This window comes from Candidatus Villigracilis proximus (assembly GCF_016717045.1).
GTDB classification, from domain to species: Bacteria; Chloroflexota; Anaerolineae; order Anaerolineales; family Villigracilaceae; genus Villigracilis; species Villigracilis proximus.
In genome coordinates, this window is the sequence record NZ_JADJUO010000005.1 from 54,238 (window position 1) to 71,925 (window position 17,688).

24 protein-coding genes and 1 pseudogene are annotated in these 17,688 nt (G+C 49.3%); 4 read left to right on the forward strand and 21 right to left on the reverse strand.

Going from position 1 to position 17,688, the window contains the following annotated elements; genetic code table 11:
• Positions 1-20 precede the first annotated feature (20 nt).
• From IPL71_RS06615 to IPL71_RS06695, 18 genes and pseudogenes are all read right to left on the reverse strand, one after another.
• Entirely contained in the window at positions 21-404 is a 384-nt protein-coding gene (locus IPL71_RS06615) for a hypothetical protein (RefSeq protein ID WP_345320044.1), read from the reverse strand.
• Entirely contained in the window at positions 401-1,135 is a 735-nt protein-coding gene (locus tag IPL71_RS06620; protein WP_345320046.1) for a cryptochrome/photolyase family protein, read from the reverse strand. The genes IPL71_RS06615 and IPL71_RS06620 overlap by 4 nt, the downstream gene beginning before the upstream one ends.
• Before the next feature lie 112 nt (positions 1,136-1,247).
• On the reverse strand, positions 1,248-1,775 hold the full coding sequence (locus IPL71_RS06625) for a deoxyribodipyrimidine photo-lyase (protein WP_345320048.1): 528 nt from the start codon (positions 1,773-1,775) through the stop codon (positions 1,248-1,250).
• Complete coding sequence (locus IPL71_RS06630) at positions 1,772-2,035, reverse strand: hypothetical protein (protein WP_345320050.1); 264 nt, start codon at positions 2,033-2,035, stop codon at positions 1,772-1,774. The genes IPL71_RS06625 and IPL71_RS06630 overlap by 4 nt, the downstream gene beginning before the upstream one ends.
• Entirely contained in the window at positions 1,968-2,381 is a 414-nt protein-coding gene (locus IPL71_RS06635; RefSeq protein WP_345320052.1) for a hypothetical protein, read from the reverse strand. The genes IPL71_RS06630 and IPL71_RS06635 overlap by 68 nt, the downstream gene beginning before the upstream one ends.
• A 117-nt stretch (positions 2,382-2,498) precedes the next feature.
• The gene (locus IPL71_RS06640) at positions 2,499-3,719 is read right to left on the reverse strand and encodes an MFS transporter (protein ID WP_345320054.1); all 1,221 of its coding nucleotides are present in this window, start codon (positions 3,717-3,719) and stop codon (positions 2,499-2,501) included.
• Between the two features lie 3 nt (positions 3,720-3,722).
• Positions 3,723-4,598 carry an SDR family oxidoreductase gene (locus tag IPL71_RS06645; RefSeq protein WP_345320056.1) on the reverse strand — a complete coding sequence of 292 codons (876 nt, stop codon included), beginning with the start codon at positions 4,596-4,598 and terminating at the stop codon, positions 3,723-3,725.
• Positions 4,585-4,926: pseudogene (locus IPL71_RS06650) on the reverse strand (peroxiredoxin family protein); the annotation flags it as partial. The pseudogene IPL71_RS06650 and the gene IPL71_RS06645, both read right to left, overlap by 14 nt.
• Positions 4,927-4,938: 12 nt before the next feature.
• The gene (locus IPL71_RS25800; RefSeq protein ID WP_514130745.1) at positions 4,939-5,070 is read right to left on the reverse strand and encodes a hypothetical protein; all 132 of its coding nucleotides are present in this window, start codon (positions 5,068-5,070) and stop codon (positions 4,939-4,941) included.
• A complete protein-coding gene (locus IPL71_RS06655; protein WP_345320060.1) occupies positions 5,067-5,414 on the reverse strand; it encodes a DUF4345 family protein in 348 nt (115 codons plus the stop codon). Before IPL71_RS06655 ends, IPL71_RS25800 begins: the two co-directional genes overlap by 4 nt.
• A 19-nt stretch (positions 5,415-5,433) precedes the next feature.
• Positions 5,434-5,724: a DUF3159 domain-containing protein gene (locus IPL71_RS06660; protein ID WP_345320061.1), complete on the reverse strand. Its 291-nt coding sequence runs from the start codon at positions 5,722-5,724 to the stop codon at positions 5,434-5,436.
• Positions 5,684-5,899 (reverse strand): DUF3159 domain-containing protein, encoded by a 216-nt coding sequence (locus IPL71_RS06665; protein WP_345320062.1) that lies wholly within the window; start codon positions 5,897-5,899, stop codon positions 5,684-5,686. The genes IPL71_RS06660 and IPL71_RS06665 overlap by 41 nt, the downstream gene beginning before the upstream one ends.
• Positions 5,900-6,126: 227 nt before the next feature.
• Complete coding sequence (locus tag IPL71_RS06670; RefSeq protein ID WP_345320063.1) at positions 6,127-6,453, reverse strand: DUF1475 family protein; 327 nt, start codon at positions 6,451-6,453, stop codon at positions 6,127-6,129.
• Positions 6,454-6,457: 4 nt separating this feature from the next.
• Positions 6,458-7,084 (reverse strand): DUF1295 domain-containing protein, encoded by a 627-nt coding sequence (locus IPL71_RS06675; RefSeq protein ID WP_345320065.1) that lies wholly within the window; start codon positions 7,082-7,084, stop codon positions 6,458-6,460.
• Positions 7,085-7,095: 11 nt separating this feature from the next.
• Positions 7,096-7,251, reverse strand: coding sequence for a hypothetical protein (locus IPL71_RS06680; protein WP_345320067.1), 156 nt, complete (start codon positions 7,249-7,251; stop codon positions 7,096-7,098).
• A gap of 3 nt (positions 7,252-7,254) precedes the next feature.
• Positions 7,255-8,088, reverse strand: a complete 834-nt coding sequence (locus IPL71_RS06685; RefSeq protein WP_345320069.1) for a DegV family protein — start codon at positions 8,086-8,088, stop codon at positions 7,255-7,257.
• Positions 8,089-8,199: 111 nt separating this feature from the next.
• Positions 8,200-9,525 (reverse strand): MerR family transcriptional regulator, encoded by a 1,326-nt coding sequence (locus IPL71_RS06690; RefSeq protein WP_345320071.1) that lies wholly within the window; start codon positions 9,523-9,525, stop codon positions 8,200-8,202.
• Between the two features lie 24 nt (positions 9,526-9,549).
• Positions 9,550-11,082 (reverse strand): phytoene desaturase family protein, encoded by a 1,533-nt coding sequence (locus tag IPL71_RS06695; RefSeq protein WP_345320073.1) that lies wholly within the window; start codon positions 11,080-11,082, stop codon positions 9,550-9,552.
• A gap of 176 nt (positions 11,083-11,258) precedes the next feature.
• On the opposite strand from IPL71_RS06695, the gene IPL71_RS06700 reads away from it, so the two are divergent.
• The 4 genes from IPL71_RS06700 (at position 11,259) to tilS (ending at position 15,105) form a co-directional block, all read left to right on the forward strand.
• Positions 11,259-12,206, forward strand: coding sequence for a phytoene/squalene synthase family protein (locus tag IPL71_RS06700; RefSeq protein WP_345320075.1), 948 nt, complete (start codon positions 11,259-11,261; stop codon positions 12,204-12,206).
• A 356-nt stretch (positions 12,207-12,562) separates the two neighbouring features.
• Positions 12,563-13,165: an SGNH/GDSL hydrolase family protein gene (locus IPL71_RS06705; RefSeq protein ID WP_345320077.1), complete on the forward strand. Its 603-nt coding sequence runs from the start codon at positions 12,563-12,565 to the stop codon at positions 13,163-13,165.
• Between the two features lie 36 nt (positions 13,166-13,201).
• A complete protein-coding gene (gene mce, locus IPL71_RS06710) occupies positions 13,202-13,606 on the forward strand; it encodes a methylmalonyl-CoA epimerase (RefSeq protein WP_345320079.1) in 405 nt (134 codons plus the stop codon).
• A 59-nt stretch (positions 13,607-13,665) separates the two neighbouring features.
• Complete coding sequence (gene tilS, locus IPL71_RS06715; protein WP_345320081.1) at positions 13,666-15,105, forward strand: tRNA lysidine(34) synthetase TilS; 1,440 nt, start codon at positions 13,666-13,668, stop codon at positions 15,103-15,105.
• Between the two features lie 30 nt (positions 15,106-15,135).
• On the opposite strand, the gene IPL71_RS06720 is transcribed toward tilS, so the two are convergent.
• The 3 genes from IPL71_RS06720 to IPL71_RS06730 form a co-directional block, all read right to left on the reverse strand.
• Complete coding sequence (locus tag IPL71_RS06720) at positions 15,136-15,510, reverse strand: site-specific integrase (RefSeq protein ID WP_345320083.1); 375 nt, start codon at positions 15,508-15,510, stop codon at positions 15,136-15,138.
• Positions 15,428-16,036 (reverse strand): tyrosine-type recombinase/integrase, encoded by a 609-nt coding sequence (locus tag IPL71_RS06725; RefSeq protein ID WP_345320085.1) that lies wholly within the window; start codon positions 16,034-16,036, stop codon positions 15,428-15,430. The genes IPL71_RS06720 and IPL71_RS06725 overlap by 83 nt, the downstream gene beginning before the upstream one ends.
• A 137-nt stretch (positions 16,037-16,173) precedes the next feature.
• Entirely contained in the window at positions 16,174-17,682 is a 1,509-nt protein-coding gene (locus IPL71_RS06730; protein WP_345320087.1) for an LCP family protein, read from the reverse strand.
• Between the last annotated feature and the right edge of the window lie 6 nt (positions 17,683-17,688).

A 17,688-nucleotide genomic window follows, 5' to 3' on the forward strand; every position in this document is an offset into this window, starting at 1 on the left:
CGCAGATTTTTTCTTCATGTTTATTTCTCCCGATTAATCCGGGCCCGCAAACTCGCCGACAAGCCCGCTTGGCGGTGTGGGTTTACAAAGCTACTTTGCAAGTAGGTAATAACAGCCCGCGTTGGTGGGATGATCTTCCACGAGCGTGTTTGGTTTGATGTTGCGTAAAATGGTTTCTTTGCAAAAAGTGCCCATGCGAATACATGAATCAACTCATGCTCCAGAATGCCGAGCAAGAGTGCCAATGCATACAGGGTCATATTCGCGCTGGCCGGAATTGCGGGGTATCCATGCAGCAAAAAGAAGGGCACGATCTGAATGACCGCGATCGGTACTGCGATCAGCAAAGATTTGCTTGTCGCTGCGCTCATTGGAATGGATACATCTTTTTTATTTCCGTTCATTTTGCTTTCTCTTTCGACAGGTTGTAAGCGTTCATCGTTCTTTCTTTGACAAGGCCGCGATCTACAATCGGTTTTTCAGGATAGCCATTTACTTTAATATCTTTTTCCCACGGCGCGTGAATTTCTTTTGCATTCAGCCCGCGCAATTCAGGAACCCACTTGCGGATGTAATTTCCATCGGGGTCAAATTTTGCACTTTGTAAAATGGGGTTGAAGATTCTAAAATACGGCGCGGCGTCGGTGCCTGTGCCGGCTGTCCATTGCCAGCCGCCGTTGTTGGCCGCCAGATCGCCATCGAGCAGATTTTCCATAAACCACGCTTCGCCCCAGCGCCAGTCGATCAGCAGATCTTTCACCAAAAAAGACGCAACGATCATGCGCGCGCGGTTGTGCATCCAGCCGATTTCTTTTAGTTGGCGCATGGCCGCGTCCACGATGGGCATTCCAGTTAATCCATTTTTCCACGCGCTAAATTCTGCTTCATTGTTGCGCCATTGAATATTTGCAAGTGAAGCATTGAATGCGTTTTGCCTGACACGCGGAAATTGATATAGGATTTGGATATAGAACTCGCGCCAGATGAGTTCGTTCAGCCAGATCTCTGCTCCGTGTTTTTCTTCCGCGCTTCGCCCCTGACCTTGAGCCTGCTGCGCCGTTCTGACAGCTTGTCTCAGCCCGAGCATTCCGAAGCGCAGATAAGGTGAAAGCGAAGATGTACCGTCCAAGTCCATGCGGTTGCGGGCTTCGGCGTATCTGTGGATGGGGAGTTGGTAGATTGGGAGTTGGTAAATTGGTTGAGGCGACGTAATGCTTCTTTTTCGCCCGCCGGAAAAAGTGGATTGCTCACAAATTCCGGCAAGGGTTCTGAAAAATATTTGCGGGCGTGTTGATGGTTTTTGGCGCAGGGATTAATTTTATTTCCTGCAACAACGACTTCCATACTTTTGAGTATGGTGTGTAGATCGTATAAGGTTTGCCATCCGCTTTTTTGACGAATTCAGGATGATGAACGGTTTGACCAAGGATCAGTTGCAGTGGAAGTTGACTTGCCACAAGTGAGTCGCGTTTGCGGGCGTAGGGTGTGTAATCTTCTTCGGCGAAGATGGCGGTTGCATTGGTTTCTTGAATCAACTGGCGCAACACGTCCACGGGTTTGCCTGTGCGGATGATGAGATACGATCCGCGGGTTTGCAGATTCTTGTGCAGAGAGAAAAGCCCTTCGTAGAGAAAACTTCGTCGGCGCGGAGATTGGGAGGAAAATGCCGGGTCGATGATAAAGACCGGGAGCACGTCACCAGGCTCGAGCGCGGAATGAAGCGTTGGGTTATCAGTCAGCCTTAAGTCGCGGCGAATCCACCAGATCGAAGTCATGCAAATTCCATGTTGTTAATTTCAATGGTAATTTTGTTGTTGCGGTCTATGGTCAACTTGCCGGTGTTGTTTACGTTGTCGTTGAAATTCAGAAATCCATAAGCGCGGATGCGGGTGCGGCCAATCAGCGAGAGCGCGAGTTCGCTGGTGAGAACGCCCGTCAGATCGGCGGAATAATTTCCTGATTTGAAATTAAAATTTTGAGGGGGCGGGCATGCCCAATCCGCGCAGGCCAACGGTGGTGCCGGTGATCTCTTCACTGCCGGAGAAGATGTCACCATTGGGCATGGCGGCGGTGTAGGTGATGAAATAATGCGGCGATGTGGAAACCAATTTTGCGGTGACCACTGCGCCTGTCATCGGGTCTGCTTCGGTGATCTCTGCGCCTTGTGAGTTGAATTGTGGCTGATAGTAGGCGGGACCAAATGAAGTTGAAGATGTGACCGCATACTTTGCGATCTGCGCGAGGGCCTGGTCGCTTTTGTTTTCAGCAAGCAATGCAGGGACAGACATCAGCCATTGTGTTTTGTGCATACGGCGTACCACGTAGCCAAGCAGGGTGATTCCGGCTGGGGGTAATTCGTAACGGGTGATGTTATCGGGCATGATTCAACTCCTTGAAAATTGCGATAACCACAAAGACACAAAGTCTCGAAGTCACTAAGAAAAAAACTTTGTGTATTCGTGCCTTTGCGACTTTGTGTCTAATATTTTTTGAATAATTTAATCCGATACAGGAACTGGTGCAGGTTTATTCTGTTTGAATGTGGCAACGATGGGATTGTTGTAGATGGTGATGAATACATAAACACTGACGCCCACCATGACCACTGCGCCGAATATTCCGGGCGCCCATGTGCCCACTTGTTGTAACAACACGCCGCCAAGAAGCGGGGCAATGATACGTGTGGAACTTTCAACTGCGGCGGAGAGCCCGAGAATACCGCCGATCTCCTGTGGCGCTACGGCTTTGGTCAGTGTGCTGGAAAGCAGCGTGTTGAGTAATCCGCCGGAGAGGGCGGTGGGGGTCATGATGATATAAAGCCACAACACAGAGGGAGCCAGCGCCCAGCCGAGCAGGGAGATTCCCATTAAGACCACTGAGACAGTGATCAGTAAATCTTCACGGAAGCGGTTGGTAAGACGGCCAACAAGAAAGCCTTGTACAATGACTGAGAGCACGCCAACGTAGGTCAATACAAAACCGGTGTCGCGTGCGGTGAGATTGAATTTTGCCAGCGCATACAACGAGAAGATGGTTTGGAAGATCGCGAAGGCCAACCCAAAGAAGAAACGAGTGATGAGAATCGAACCGGTGAACGGACGCTTGAAGGCAACAATCAAGGCATTCAAAGTCACGGCGGGGCGTTTCTCGGTCATCTGGCTGCGCTTTTCTTCGGTGAGTGATTCAGGAAGCCAGGCGTAGATCAGGATGAGATTGATGAAGGAAATAGCAGCAGCCGCAAAAGCAGGCACCGCGTAGCCCCACTGGCTGAGTAATCCGCCGGTGACGGGGCCAATGATGAAGCCGAGGCCGAAAGCCGCGCCGATCATACCGAGTCCCTTTGAGCGGGATTTTTCATCAGTCACATCGGAGATGTAGGCTTGGGCAACGCTTAAGTTGCCGCCTGTTAAACCATCTAAAATGCGGCTGGCGAATAACATCCACAGGGAATTGGCGAAGCCGAGCAGCAAAAAGCCGAGGAAGGTGCCAAAGACGCTGAGCAGCAAAACGGGGCGGCGTCCGAAGCGGTCTGAGAGTCGGCCAAGAATTGGAGCGCCAATCAATTGCATGACTGCGTAGGATGCGATCAAAATTCCGGTGGTGGTTTGGTTGGCGCTGAAAGTTTCTGCGTAATATGGAAGTAATGGCAGAATTAAGCTGAAGCCGAGTAGATCAATAAATACTACTAAAATAATGGAGAAGAGTCTTTTGTTATTCATGTTTTACTTTGAGTCCTTCGTGTTTAAATATTTGGATTGATAGGCTTCCTGATAATGCAACTCGAACTCAGGGGTTTTTCCAGTCTTTGTGATGTTCTCCCAGCCCACGCGGATCAGGCCGAGCAGGGGAGTCCACGGTTTGAATAATTTGATTTCGGAAAATTCTTTGCGGTTACTTGCAACTGCTTTTACCAGTTTGTCTGAGGCATATTTGGCGGGCTGCCCAAGAAAGCGCAAAACAAAGCCGAAGTTTTTCAGCATTTCTTTGCCGCGCTCGCCAACCACAATGGGACTGGTCAACATATCTGTCGTCATCATGCCCGGGCTGAATCCTAAAATTTGTATGCCGCTGTCTTTGAGCTCTGTGGCAAGGCTGCGCGTGAATGAAGTGACCCACGCCTTGGTTGCTCCATAAAGTCCGGTGGGAGATGCGGGGCGCAGGAAACTTCCATTACCGTAAATGTTGACCAGCAAACCCTGCTTGCGTGGCAACATGTAATGCATAATCGCTTGTGTACATTGCAGCAGACCAAAATCATTTGACATGAACATATCCAATGCGTCCTGCGGATTCATGTCCAGCATCATGCCTCCTGCGTTTGAGTAGCCCGCATTGTTAACCCAAACATCAATGTGACCAAATTCCTTAACGACATCTTCAACCAGTTTGTAGACTTGTTGCTCTTCGCGGACGTCCATCACGAATCCGCTCACGCGACCTTTGGGCTGGAGACTGGCCAATGCGGCATCCACCGCCTGTTGGCTTCTTCCGGTAACGGCGACAGTTGCACCTGCTTCGAGAAACGACTCTGCGATGGCGTAGCCAAATCCACGGGTGGAGCCGGTCACTACAACGATCTTGTCTTTAATTTTTGGCATATTCTTCTTCATTCATTATTTTTAGAAGACCGAGAATTTCTTCATTGGATGGAATATCGGTCATATCATGTCCATAGTGGACAAAACGCGCGATTCCTTTTTTATCAATTGTGATCTGTGCTGGCATACGGCCAAATTTGAAGAGATTAACTTCCTGTCCATAAAGTTTCAGTACCGTATGTTTCGGATCTGGCAGACCAACGAATGGAAGATCGTGCTTTTGCCAGTACTCTAAAAAGGCGGCTGAGTTTTCGGGTCCGATTACCAGAATTTCGGTGTCTTGTGCTGTAAATTTGTCGTAATCGTGGCGCAACTGCGCCATGTGCTTTTGGCAGTACGGTCAGACAAATCCGCGATTGAAAACAAGAAGAATATTCTTTTTGCCTTGAAAACTTGCGAGAGTGACTTCCTGTCCATTGAAATCGGTTAATGTAAAATTTGAGGCGGGTTTGTTGAGCTCGGCGCGGCTCATAATGAAATGACCAAAATGATGCCGAAAACAATTTCAACAACCAGACTAATCACATTTGATTGGACAACAGATTTATCCACGAACATTGAAACAGCGCGGACGAGTCCGATGCCCAGATAGGTGACGCCCAACATCATATAAGCGACTGGAGAGTTAACTACCAATGGAAATACACCCAACACGATGAAGAGTCCGCCCAATATGGAGCGGATCTCGGTGATGCCGCGTCCGCCTTCGGGACGCAGGCCCGTAAAGCCCGTAATTGATTCTGGCTTGAAGAGGGAAATCAATCCCGTCAGAACAGTGGCAATTGCTGCGATGATTTGTAGAATTTGAATGATCATTTTTTTCCTTGTAATATTTTCAAAACCCGCGCCGTTGACTTTTCCACGGGGCAGGGGTGTCTTCGCGATATTCATCCACGCTGGGACCGCGCAGTTGGGCAAGCCGCCATGTTCCGTATAAGTAGCTGAGTATCAGCAATAAGATTGTTGCAGGCCAACCAGTGATGAAATTGGTGATTGCCAGTGAGTTGACGTTTTGATTCTCGAACAATGAAAATTGCAGGAACAAGCGGGCCGCAAAGAAGATCGTCCATGCGAAGGTCACTTCACTATAGGCAGGCCGTACCAGCGGATGCCAGTACCAGTCCAAAGGCCAGCGGCGGGCGAGGTAACTTGTCCTTGGGACGGCGGATCATTAAGCTGACGACTGCCAGAAGCAGAGTCATACTTCCGCTGACAAGACTGGGGAGAAAGAAACCTTCTGATTTTCCAAGAAACCATGCGATTCCGATTGCGACGGCTACACTTCCCACCTGCCAGTGCATATAGCAAAGATTGTTTGCGGATAATTCGCGCAATTGCGATGACAATTGAAACAGTCAACGCGCTCCACATCGCGGCTTGAAAACTGATCAGACCATTGATTACCAGAAAAATGATCGGTGGAAGAATTGCATCTAGAAAAGAATTGCGCCCTGCAAAGACAGTGCGGAGTTCTTCAAGTAGTTCAAGCCATTTATTAGGCTGGGCTTGCGTTTCTGCATTTATTTTTTCAGGCATGTTTCCCGAGCCAGAATTTACGCCAATCGTCTCCGCTGTTTTGCAGGGCGAGGAAAGCATATAAACTGCCGGCAAAGAAGCCCAGAGTCATCATGGCAATTGTCCAGAGGATGGCAATTGGCAGGGATTTTTCACGGTAGATGATCCATGCGGAAAAGAGGGTGAAGCCCGTGTATAGGTCAACGAGCGAGACGATGCCCCACGGCATGGCAAATAATTTGCTGCCTTCGCCGAAAAAGTCACCGACGGTGAAGCCGTAGATGAGAACTGTGGTCATGGCGAGCATACCGAGAGTGGAAATGGTTTTTGCGAGTTTCATGGGTTTACCTCTTTTTGCGCGGAAGTATGCGCGGCATAAATGATGGGGTGTTTGCGATGTATTCAGCGTAGCCGGGTTTTGTGTCTTTCAATGATTTTTCAAGCATGGCGACACCAGAGACATTTCTTAATAGATAGGTCATGATGAGCGGACTGAAGATCGTCCACCATGCACCGCTGATGAGGGCCAGCAGATAGAAGCCCCACCATTGAACCGCGTCGCCCCAATAGTTCGGGTGACGTGTAACGCTCCAGAAGCCGGTGGTGAGTAATTTGCCTTTGTTGGCCCGGTCCGCTTTGAAACGTGCCAGTTGGTAATCGCCGCCAGCTTCAAAGGCGAAGCCTGTCAGCCAGATAATTGCTGCGATGAGGTCGTAGCAGGCCAGAGCGGAGTTTGATGCGCTGCCCGTTTGCGTCGCCAAAAGCGGAGTGGAAATAATCCACAATAAAATACCTTGCAGCAGGAAGACCTTGAAAAAACTGCGCCACCACCAATCTTTGCCCGCTTCTTCTCTCCATTTGGCGTACCGGAAGTCTTCGGGCTTGCCGTGATTGCGTTGGAAAATATAAAGCGATAGGCGCAAACCCCAAATGGTAGTAATGATGCCAAGCAGAATGGTGCGCGCACTCATTTCGCCGGGGATCAGTAGCGTGCCGACCCAGAAAGTGATGACGAAACCCGTGCCCCAAAAATATCGACGATGCTGGAGTTTTTGAGGGCGAGGCTAAGCAGCCAAAGCGCGGTCATTAAGCCAAGAATGACGAGGCCTGAGTTGAGCCAGAGATTCAGGAATGACATAAATTATTCCTTTGAGATGCAGAAACCCGAGCGCGCCAATTCCAAGATGCGCGCCGAGGGCCGGGTGATCTGAACGATGGGGACTTCACCCTGCGGAAAGAAGGAGCGTACCTGTTCGTAAAGCGCTTCGGCTTCTTCCTGAACTCCGGCGTGAAGGATGGCAAGTTTTTCATAGGGGGCGTATTCGGTCAACCAGCCAAGCAAACGCGCCGTTGCTTTTTTTTGCGTGCGGGTGCGGTGTGCGGTGGCTTTGCCCATGTTCATGTGCAGCAGGGGTTTGATCTGTAGGATTTCTCCAAACCTTGCGATGGCAAAATTCATTCGTCCGCTGCGGCGCAGGTATTCGAGAGTTTTCAAAGATGCGAAAACGTAGGTGCGTTTCATTGTTTCCTGAAGCGCGGAAATGATCTCATCTAATTTGCTGCCAGCCTGTGCAAGTTGAGCGGCTTTTTCAACGAGGAAACCGGTGCCAAGGCTGAGTTGACTCGAATCCAGTACGGTGACGGGGATGCGGGTATATTGTTCGGCGGCAATGCGCGCCGAGTTGACTGTGGCGCTTAATGTTTCAGAGATGTGAATGGACAAAATAGCTTGCGCGCCTTCTTCAGCGAGACGTTCATAGGCTTGAGTAAAGACATCCACGCCGGGGGTGGCGGTCTTTGGGGAAGTTTCGTATGTGGGCAGTTGATCGTAGAACTCGGTTCGTGAGAGGTCTATGCCGTCGAGAAAGGTTTTTTCGCCCACGTTGATATGCAATGGGACGACTGTAATTTTATGTCTGGCCACGATTTCAACCGGCAGGTCACAGGTGCTGTCAGTAACAATACGAATATTCATTGTGATATTCCTTTTCAATTCTTTCTTTTGATTCGATGCACTGCGCAACTTTTAAAAATAGGGGCAGGCAGCGGATTATTTTTAAATAGGCAAAATTTCTACTTGTAATCTTTATGCTAATCGGCTGGCTTGTGCTCTTAACCAGGCTTTGATCGGCTCACCCTGACCATTAATGTGTTGATCCACTGCTTGTGAATAGGTTTCCATGAAGTAGGTCAATTCCTGGGGAGGTCTTTCATAGGATTGGAGCAATACCTTGAGCCATTCCATTTCATCGGTGACATGTTCCATATCTCCGAGCTGCAGGGCGGCGGTGATGTTGTCACCTAGAAATTGAATGCCCGTGTTTAAATTTTCAGCATTGATCCCGAACGGTTCAGCCAGTTGTTTAATGGTGCTTTCAATATGGGTGCGCTTGGATACAAACGCTTGATGCGCAGCAAGATGCTGCGGGGAAGCGGCGTGGTAAGCGTTGACGTTGTTCTTTGTCTTTAGTAATTTTTCTACTTTTTCAAGAGAAGCCTCCAGTGTGCCGCCTAGGTAATCGCCTGGTATTTGATGGATCAGATTGGGAAGAATGTTAAAGATGCGTCCGCCGAATCCAACAGGTGTATTTTGATTGACCAGATTCAGCGCAGTCGCTTGTAACGCGGCGGCGCTGATCAGAGTCTGAGCTACGAGGATGGTCAGGTTGGCATGTACGGCTGACACGGTTTCTTTAAATTGTTCAGCGGGTACATTGGCACCGAGATAGATCACGTTCAATCCGCGGCGGCGCAGGAGCAGCGAGAGAAGTAAAGGCGTAAAGGTGTGCCATTCATTGGGCGGGCAGCCGATCAGTACTGTTTGGTTGCGCGTTGGTGCAGGGGATGCGCTGAGTAATGCATCGAGGCGGCGCATGGCAAGACCCGATGCAAAGTGTTCCTGTTGTACCGAAGCGTTGTTCTCATACCAAAGTGCGCCGATCTCAGCCATGCCTTTTTGTAGAACGTCCATGCACACGGCTTCAACCGGGAAAATTGAAAAGGCCTGATTCAAGACTTGCTCGGCGTTTGTTTCGCTAAAATTTAAGCAAGCTGCGATCCATTGCGCGCGCAGGGCTGTCAGATTGGTATCAGGTGAGATGTACATGGCAGGAATCATTTGAACGGCCGATAAAGATGAAGGGGTAAAACCAGCCAGCGGGTCCACGCCTGATGCGTGGTGTTCATTCCACAAGTCCACTGCGCGTGAGATCGAAAGCCCTTCGGCTTGACGCGCCATCAGCCATTTGATCGTCTCAATATCGTATTGCGAATAGAGACGGTGTCCGCCTGCCGTGCGTTGGGGCATGGGTAAACCGTAGCGTCGTTCCCAGGCGCGCAGAGTGTCTGCCGCAATATTGGTTTCTTGCAGAACGACTTTCAGGTTGAAGGCGGGGTTTTTGCTAAGGGACATTATTGGTTTCTCCGAAACGGGAAATTAGGCTTTGGCAACCTCAGTTGCTCTTGCCATGTTTTGTACAGATATTGTACCCATTTCTTTGAGAATTCGTTCAGTTGTTAAGCGAGCAGAGAGGAGGACAATAGGAAGGCCAGTGCCAGGGTGAGTGGAGGCGCCTGCGAAGTACAGGTTCTTATATTTCTTATGACGATTATGCGGACGCAGATAGCCGACCTGCCAGAAGTTGTGACTCAGCCCAAAGGCCGAGCCGTTGACCAGATTGAACCGTTCCTTCCACACCTTGGGCTGGTATGAAATCTCAAACTTGATATGCGCTTCGAGATCGGTGGCTCCGAGTTCGTTGGCGAGGCGGGTCAGTACAGTTTGGCGGGCACGTTTCACCATTGCGTTCCAATCCTGTTCACTGCGCGCATCGAGATGACCAACGGGGACCAACACGTAAAGCGTATCTTGTCCCACAGGGCCGGCTGTCGGGTCGGTGCGTTTGGGAGCGTGGACATAGAACGAAGGTACTTCAGGCAGGGTGTGGTTATTAAAGATTTGATCGAACGAAGCCTTGTAATCACCGCCAAGAAAAACATTGTGATGCGCGATCTGTGGATATTCCTTATCCACGCCCCAATAAAACATAATGGTGGAACAGGTATAAAGTTTGTCCTCGATCAGTTTTTTTGCTTCAGCGCGATCGGGTAATAGTTGATCGTAAATATAAGGCAGGTCTGCATTGCCTACGAAAATATCAGAATGAAACTGGCGGCCATCTTCAAGTTCAGCACCGACAACTTTTGTGTCATTTACATGCAGCCGTTTGACCGCGGCGTTGTAAATAAATTTCACACCGAGTTTCTCAGCCACATTTGTCAGCGCCTGAATGCCGGCGTACATTCCGCCCATCGGATACCAAACGCCTTCAGCCAGTTCTGTGTATTGCAGCAGGGAGTAGGTGGCAGGCGCATCATAGGGGCTTAATCCGAGGTACATATTTTGAAATGTGAAAGCGGCTTTGAGTCTTTCATCTTTAAAGAAGCGGCCGGTATTTTTGTAATGCTTGCCAAGCGCTTTAAGTTGGAAGATCAACGGCAGATTGGAAAGGCTGAAATATTCAAAAATATTAAAGAAGTTGCGCCCCACAAATTTCTCAAGCGAGATCTTGTAGTGTTTGCTGCCTTCGGCAATGTAATTCAGGAAACCCGTAAAAGCGGTCTTTTCCACTTTCTCAAGTTGAGTTTGCATCTTGCCGATATCAGAAGTCAGTTCCAGTTCCAGCCCGTCATCAAAGCGCACTTTATAGGTTGGGTCAATGCGGCGCAGATCAAGATGATCGCTCATCTTCTCACCGATCGAGGCAAAGGTTTCCTCCCAAACTTCGGGCATCAGAAACAGGGTTGGGCCAATGTCAAAGCGGTGACCGTCTTTAATGATTTGATTACAACGTCCGCCCGGGGTGTCGTTCTTCTCCAGCACGGTCACATCGTATCCATTTTTAGCGAGGCGGGCAGCAGTGGCAATTCCACCGATCCCGGCACCGATTACAGTAGCAGTTTGTTTCATAATTTCTCCTTGGAAATTTACACAAAGGATATTCGTAATTGATTTTCAATCTTTATTCTATTGTACACCTTGTCTATAATTTGTAATTTGTCAAGGTATTCTTTGCAAAACCTTGACAAATCGGATGAATCCGGTAGAATATTGCTTATCAGAGCATAATAATCATGGAGAGAAAAATGCAAGCACAGGCAAACTGGGAAAGTCAATTACTCGCCCTTGCAGGGCATGTTCCACATCCATCCACCCATCCTTTTTTCTCTTATTGGGCCGGAGATGCCACCTTGCGTAGTGCCTACAAACAGGCTGATGTCATTACGGCTGCGCATAGCAAATCATTCCACTTTGCTTCCGGCTTACTCCCTGAGGAAAAACGCTCCGCCGCCCGAGCGCTTTATGCTTTCTGCCGCACAGTGGATGATATTGTGGATGAAGTTGAATTAAAAAAAGATCGCGACTTTGAACTGAACTACTGGCGGAATATTGTACAATCCGCTTCCTCCCCGACCGATGACCTGGTCGCCGCCGCATGGGCAGATACCCTTACCCGTTACCATATCCCGCGCCACTACGCCCTGCAATTGATCGACGGCGTGGCGCGCGACCTTTCCCAATCGCGTTATCAAACGTTTGACGACCTTGCCACTTATTGCTACGGAGTTGCATCTACGGTTGGACTGATGAGCATGTACATTGTTGGTTTCAAGAGTCATGAGGCCGTTCCATACGCTATCAAACTCGGTGTAGCCTTGCAAATGACCAATATTCTGCGTGATGTAGGGGAGGACTATCGTAATGGGCGTCTCTACCTGCCGCGTGAAGAATTGGCTTTCTACGGAATCAACGAATCCGATATTGCGGAAGGCCGCCTGACTGATAACTGGCGTCAGTTCATGAAATTCCAAATTGACCGCACCCGTCAACTATACAAAGATTCATGGGCAGGCGTAAAGATGCTTGAGCGCGAAGGTCAGCTCGCCATTGGTGCCGCATCCACTTTTTACTGCGGTATTTTGGATGATATCGAAAAACACAATTACGATGTTTTCACCCGCCGCGCATCTTTAAGCGCGTGGGGAAAAATTCGTAGGATTCCCTCTTTGTGGTGGAAGATACAATCGTTGTAAGCAGACAGCAAACCCTCCTATACAAACACGGGCGTGATGAACGCCCGTGTTTGTATTTCTGATTATCCCAAGTTGCTACGTTTAATGCTTTAGTCGATTTGAATGGACACCCAGTAACGCACACCTGCCTTGGCGGTGCTTGGGAGCCGCTAAGGCGCGAAGATTCTATTGTTTTCTTTTGCGCCTCTCCTTGAGTTGGATTTTAATCGCCAGGTATATCGGAATGTAAATGGTTTTGATTTTGATTTATTTTCCGCTATAATTTTGCTATGAACCGCATCCTGCCTTTTATTTTTTTGACCTTATTGTCAGCGTGTTCATCCATCCCTCAACCTATACAGGAGAATACTATTCCCATGCGAGATATCCGCTATCTTGCTCTTGGCGATTCCTACACCATCGGTGAAAGTGTCGCTGAAAATGAACGTTGGCCAAATCAACTGGCGGCCATGCTCTCCACGCAGAATCTTAAAACTGAAGTCACCATCATCGCCCGCACCGGCTGGACCACCGCAGAACTCTGGCAGGGGATTCAGGCCAGCCCGCCGCAAGGGACGTATGATCTGGTTTCTTTATTAATTGGCGTGAACAATCAATACCGCGGCTACAGTGTGGACGAATACCGCGAAGAATTCCGTTTCCTGTTGAATAAATCCATTGAATATGCAGGCGGAGATGCAAACCGTGTCATCGTTTTATCCATTCCAGATTGGAGCGTGACTCCCTTTGCAATTGGCCGGCGTGTAGATCTGATCTCAAATGAGATTGACCTCTATAATGCGATCAACCGCGAAGAGACCGAGTCTGCGGGCGCACATTATGTGGATATTACGCCCATTTCGCGTGATGCTCTCGAAGATAAATCCCTGCTTGCATTCGATGGCTTACACCCATCTGCCCAAATGTATAAACTATGGGTTGAAGCAGCCCTGCCCAGTGTGCTTGAAATTTTCAAATAAGAAGTAAAATCCAATATACATTTACATTGAGGAACCATGCCAAAAATCAAAGCTGTTAATCATGTTGCTGTCGTTGTGGACGATATGGAAAAGTCTTTATTGTTCTGGCGCGATGCATTGGGGATCGAATTGCACGAACTACGCGATGTCCCTGCTGAAAAATCACAAGTTGCCTTTTTGCCCGTTGCCGGCGCTGAAGTGGAACTGGTCATGCCGACCAGCGACGACTCAGGCATCGCCAAATACCTCGCCAAACGCGGACCCGGTCTGCATCACATCTGCCTTGAAGTGGATGATATCGAAGGCATGATGTCACAAATGAGGGAGAAAAATATCCGCCTTATCAACGAAGAACCGCGCACTGCGGCAGACGGGAAAAAATATGCCTTCATTCACCCTGAGTCCACGGGCGGGGTGTTGGTGGAGTTGTATCAGATCTAAATTCCGCAGTCCCACATGGGTGGCGGCAAAGAAATTTATATACATTAAAAAGAAGATACATGCCAGAAAACATAGAAACTATTTTGAGAGACGAGTGCGGACTTGTAAAAGACCGTTTAATCATCGTAGGTGTTTCAGGAGGCCCGGATAGTTTGTGCCTGATGGAAACCCTGCGGTTGGCAGGTTATTCGATTCTTGTTGCGCATTTTGATCATCAACTCCGTATGGAATCCGGTCAGGATGCGCGCATGGTGGAAAAAACCGCCGCGCGTTTGATGTTAGGCTGCATCATTGACGGCACAGATGTCCGCACATATGCCGATCAGGAAAAGCTTTCATTGGAGGAGGCCGCTCGTAACCTGCGCTATCGCTTTATGTTCAACCTGGCACGCGAACGAAATGCACAGGCGGTGGCGGTGGGCCATACAGCAGATGATCAGGTTGAAACAGTGCTGATGCATTTCCTGCGCGGCAGCGCCATCAATGGATTGAAAGGTATGTCTCATCGCTCGATCATCAAATCCTTTGATGCAAACATTCCGATCGTGCGTCCTTTGTTAAATATGTGGCGTGAAGAAACCGTGGTCTATTGCGCATCCAACGGTCTGCGTCCGCATTATGATTCGAGCAATGACTCGCTTAATTTTCAACGCAACCGTATCCGTCATCTTTTGATCCCAAATCTGGAAAGTTATAATCCAAAATTCCGCGAAGCAATTTTGCGTATGTCGCAATCGCTAAAAGGGGATTATGTTTTTTTAATGGAGACATTGGAGACTGCCTGGCGCGCGACTGTGACCTCCGTTGATGATGAATCTGTCGCTTTTGATGCTCATCTGCTCGCCAGTCACTCGATCGGACTTCAACGCAACCTGATCAAACACGCCATGTATACTCTGCTCCCCGGGCTGGAGGTGAACTTCGCCGTGTTGGAGCGCGCTACAAAACTGATCAACGACTCTGTTGCGTCTGCCCGTGTGGATTTAAAGGGTGGTGTGCGAATGTTTCGTGAGTCAAACCGCATCTATATCTGTACACAGGATGCCGAATTGCCTTTTCATATTTGGCCGCAACTGACGAGTGCCGTGAGTGTGCCAGTTATGATTCCCGGACAGGCGGATCTGGCGGGCGGCTGGAAATTTACCTGTGAGCGCTGGCGAATCCCGGCTTTGGCGCAGGAACAGGCAGAACGGAATGAGGACCAGTTTCAAGTCTGGTTGGATGTGGATACACTTCCTGCTTCCCTTGAATTGCGCATACGTCATCAAGGTGATCATTTTGCTCCACTGGGGATGGATGGCCATTTGCAGAAACTTTCCGATTTTTTTGTTAATGAAAAAATGCCGCAACGTGCGCGTGAACATTGGCCTTTGTTGTGCATGGGAGATACGATCATCTGGGTGCCGGGCTATCGTCCGGCTCATCCATATCGGTTAACGGATTTAACGCGCAATGTGATTTATTTTTCTGTTGCACGTCCGCTGGAGAAAATTCGCTAAAAAATCCCGTCCAAAATGGACGGGATTTTTTTATTTTATTTCACCATTTAATTGCTTTAGTTTAATGAAGAGTTCACGCCATTGGATCTTTGAGACACCAAGTTTTTGGCGAATGGTATCCACTTCCATGCCGGCTTGATAATCGCGCAGGGCGCATGTCCAGCGGCACATATCGAAGGAGAGGTGTTTGGTCAGGTTGGCTTCTGTACCAATGTCTTCGAGCAGGTATTCAAGCCTGCGTGGCGACCATGCAAAGACTTGATCCGCAGGCCGATATTGCGCGAGATATTCTTTGTAGGCTGTGATCCAATCTTCGTTCAGTTCAATTTTGCGTTCCTTGTAACGATTGGCTGGGCTGGCATAGCGGATAAAAACATGCGGCCCATTTTTTTGCTTCGAGGTCAATATGATTAATGTGAATGCCGAGACATTCGCTTTTTTTTATGCCTGTGATGAGCAGGAGATAAACGAGCGTATAGAAACGGGCATCTGGTTTGGTTTCCCGGCGGTGACGGTCTGCGGCAAGCAGGATGGCTTCGTATTCATCTCCAGTCAGTACCTGCGGCAGCGGACTAATGGCTGAGCGCTGTAAAACCTTTTCAGCGGGATCTATGGATAAGGTGCCGTGTTGATGCAGCCAGCGAAAAAATGATTTTATCGATGTGATGCGCCGTGACAGGGTCTTTGGGCTGCACGGAATGCCGCGTTCTTTTTCCATCCAGGCGAAGAAGCGATTGAGATCATCGGTGATGATGCTGCCAATAGATTGATCGGGCGCGAGGAACTGAGTCAGCAGGCGCACATCTGAGAGAAAGGCCTTGACCGTGTTCGAGGAACGTCCCTGGTCATACATGAACATTTCCCAGCCGTTGATGGCGGTGGGGAGCAGGGTTTTACTTGTAATATGTGCAGAGTCGGTTGTTTTTGTCATGGTATTAATCCTTGCAATGCGCCAGATAGCGCATAGTCTTTTCGTATAGTTTAGCGAATATGAGGGGGGTTGTCAACAGGGGAAAATTGGTGTAATCTGCAATCATTATAACGGTCATAAGATGCGCATGATAATTCTTAATGCGAAAGGTCTTGCGGTTGGAAGCAGGGCTCGTAATCATTACCGAGGATGACACGATATTGCACGGGGCTGTTTGCGTCGGGGAGGGAAATTATATTTGCGGCAAACAGGTTGAGGGTTGTGATGATCGTCTGCCGTTGGGCAGGATCCTGCGTGGGGGTGAAGTCTACGATGACGGATGAGGTATAGTCGCGGCGGTCGGCATTCGAAATAAGGGTTTGATATCCAGCGTAGTTGAGACGTGAGGCGGCGAGCGCATCCCAGGTATCAGAAGGTGCGCCATTTTGCACGTCAACGGTGATGGTTTTTCGTTCAACTGCGAATGTGGAGAGGGTTGTGGCTTCGATCAGCATTTGGTTGAGTTCGGCTTCGTTGGGAAGTAAGACCGATGCGCCGCCGGGGGTTGTCCACGGGCTGAAATAGGGCGGGCGGATGTAATAGCCGCGAATATTTGCGTTGGTGAAGTTGACCGCATAAGGTGACATGAGCAGCAGGTCTGCCAGCCCAAGGTCTGTGATGATGGTGCTTGAGAAGTCGTTGTAGAGTTGAGGAATTTTGTTGAAGGTATCTGTTTGCAGGGCTTTGGTAAAGATGGTGCGGATGACTTCCTGCTGACGGCGGCCACGATCAAAGTCGTTGGACTTGGAGCGTGAGCGCGCGTACCAAAGGGCGAGGTCGCCATCCATGTGAATCTGGCCGGGGCCGACGGTGAAGAGCCACCAGTTATCTTCGTTTTCGGGGTCATATGTCGGGTCGATTAATCGCCAGTCGGTGAAGGCGCAGGAGATCGGCACTTCCACGCCGCCGAGCGTGTCAACGATGCGGCGAAAGCCGTCAAATTCGACCATGGCGGTATGGTCAATGCGGATGCCGAGATTGTAAGTGACGGTGTCTTTTAATAGTCCGGCTCCGCCGCCTGCGTAACTGGTTATTTCTCCACTTTGGTAGGCGGTATTGATGCGCTGCATCCCCACGGTAGGGATATAGACCCACAAGTCGCGTGGAATGGAAATCAGCGAGACTTGCCCATCCTTGGGCCAGACGATGGCGATCAGAAGCGTGTCTGTACGATACGATGAACCGGGACGTTTATCTGAGCCAATCAGTAGGAAGTTGATCGTCTCGTTGTCGGTTAAGGGTGGCAGAGCAGTTGGGTTGACCGCAGCAATTTCAGCAACGGGAGGAGCGGCTACGTTTGGAAATAGCTGCGCAATATCTACTGTGGCTGTAGGGTTGATTACAGAATTGGCTGTAGGAGGTGGAGTTTCAGTGGGGAATATCTGTTCAGGTGTGGGCGTGTTTGCGCTATACGATAATAAAGAAGGCAGGGTCGGTGTGTATAAAGAAGGCTGAAATGGAGTAGGGGTAGGGGATGCATTCGGTGCAGAGGTGATTAAGATAAAGGGCTGCGGCGCAGATACAGCCGCCTGTGCGGTGGATCCGCAGGCGGAAAGTGCAAGCGCAAAAACAGAGAACAGAATGATGAATGAGCGATATGATTTCATATACGA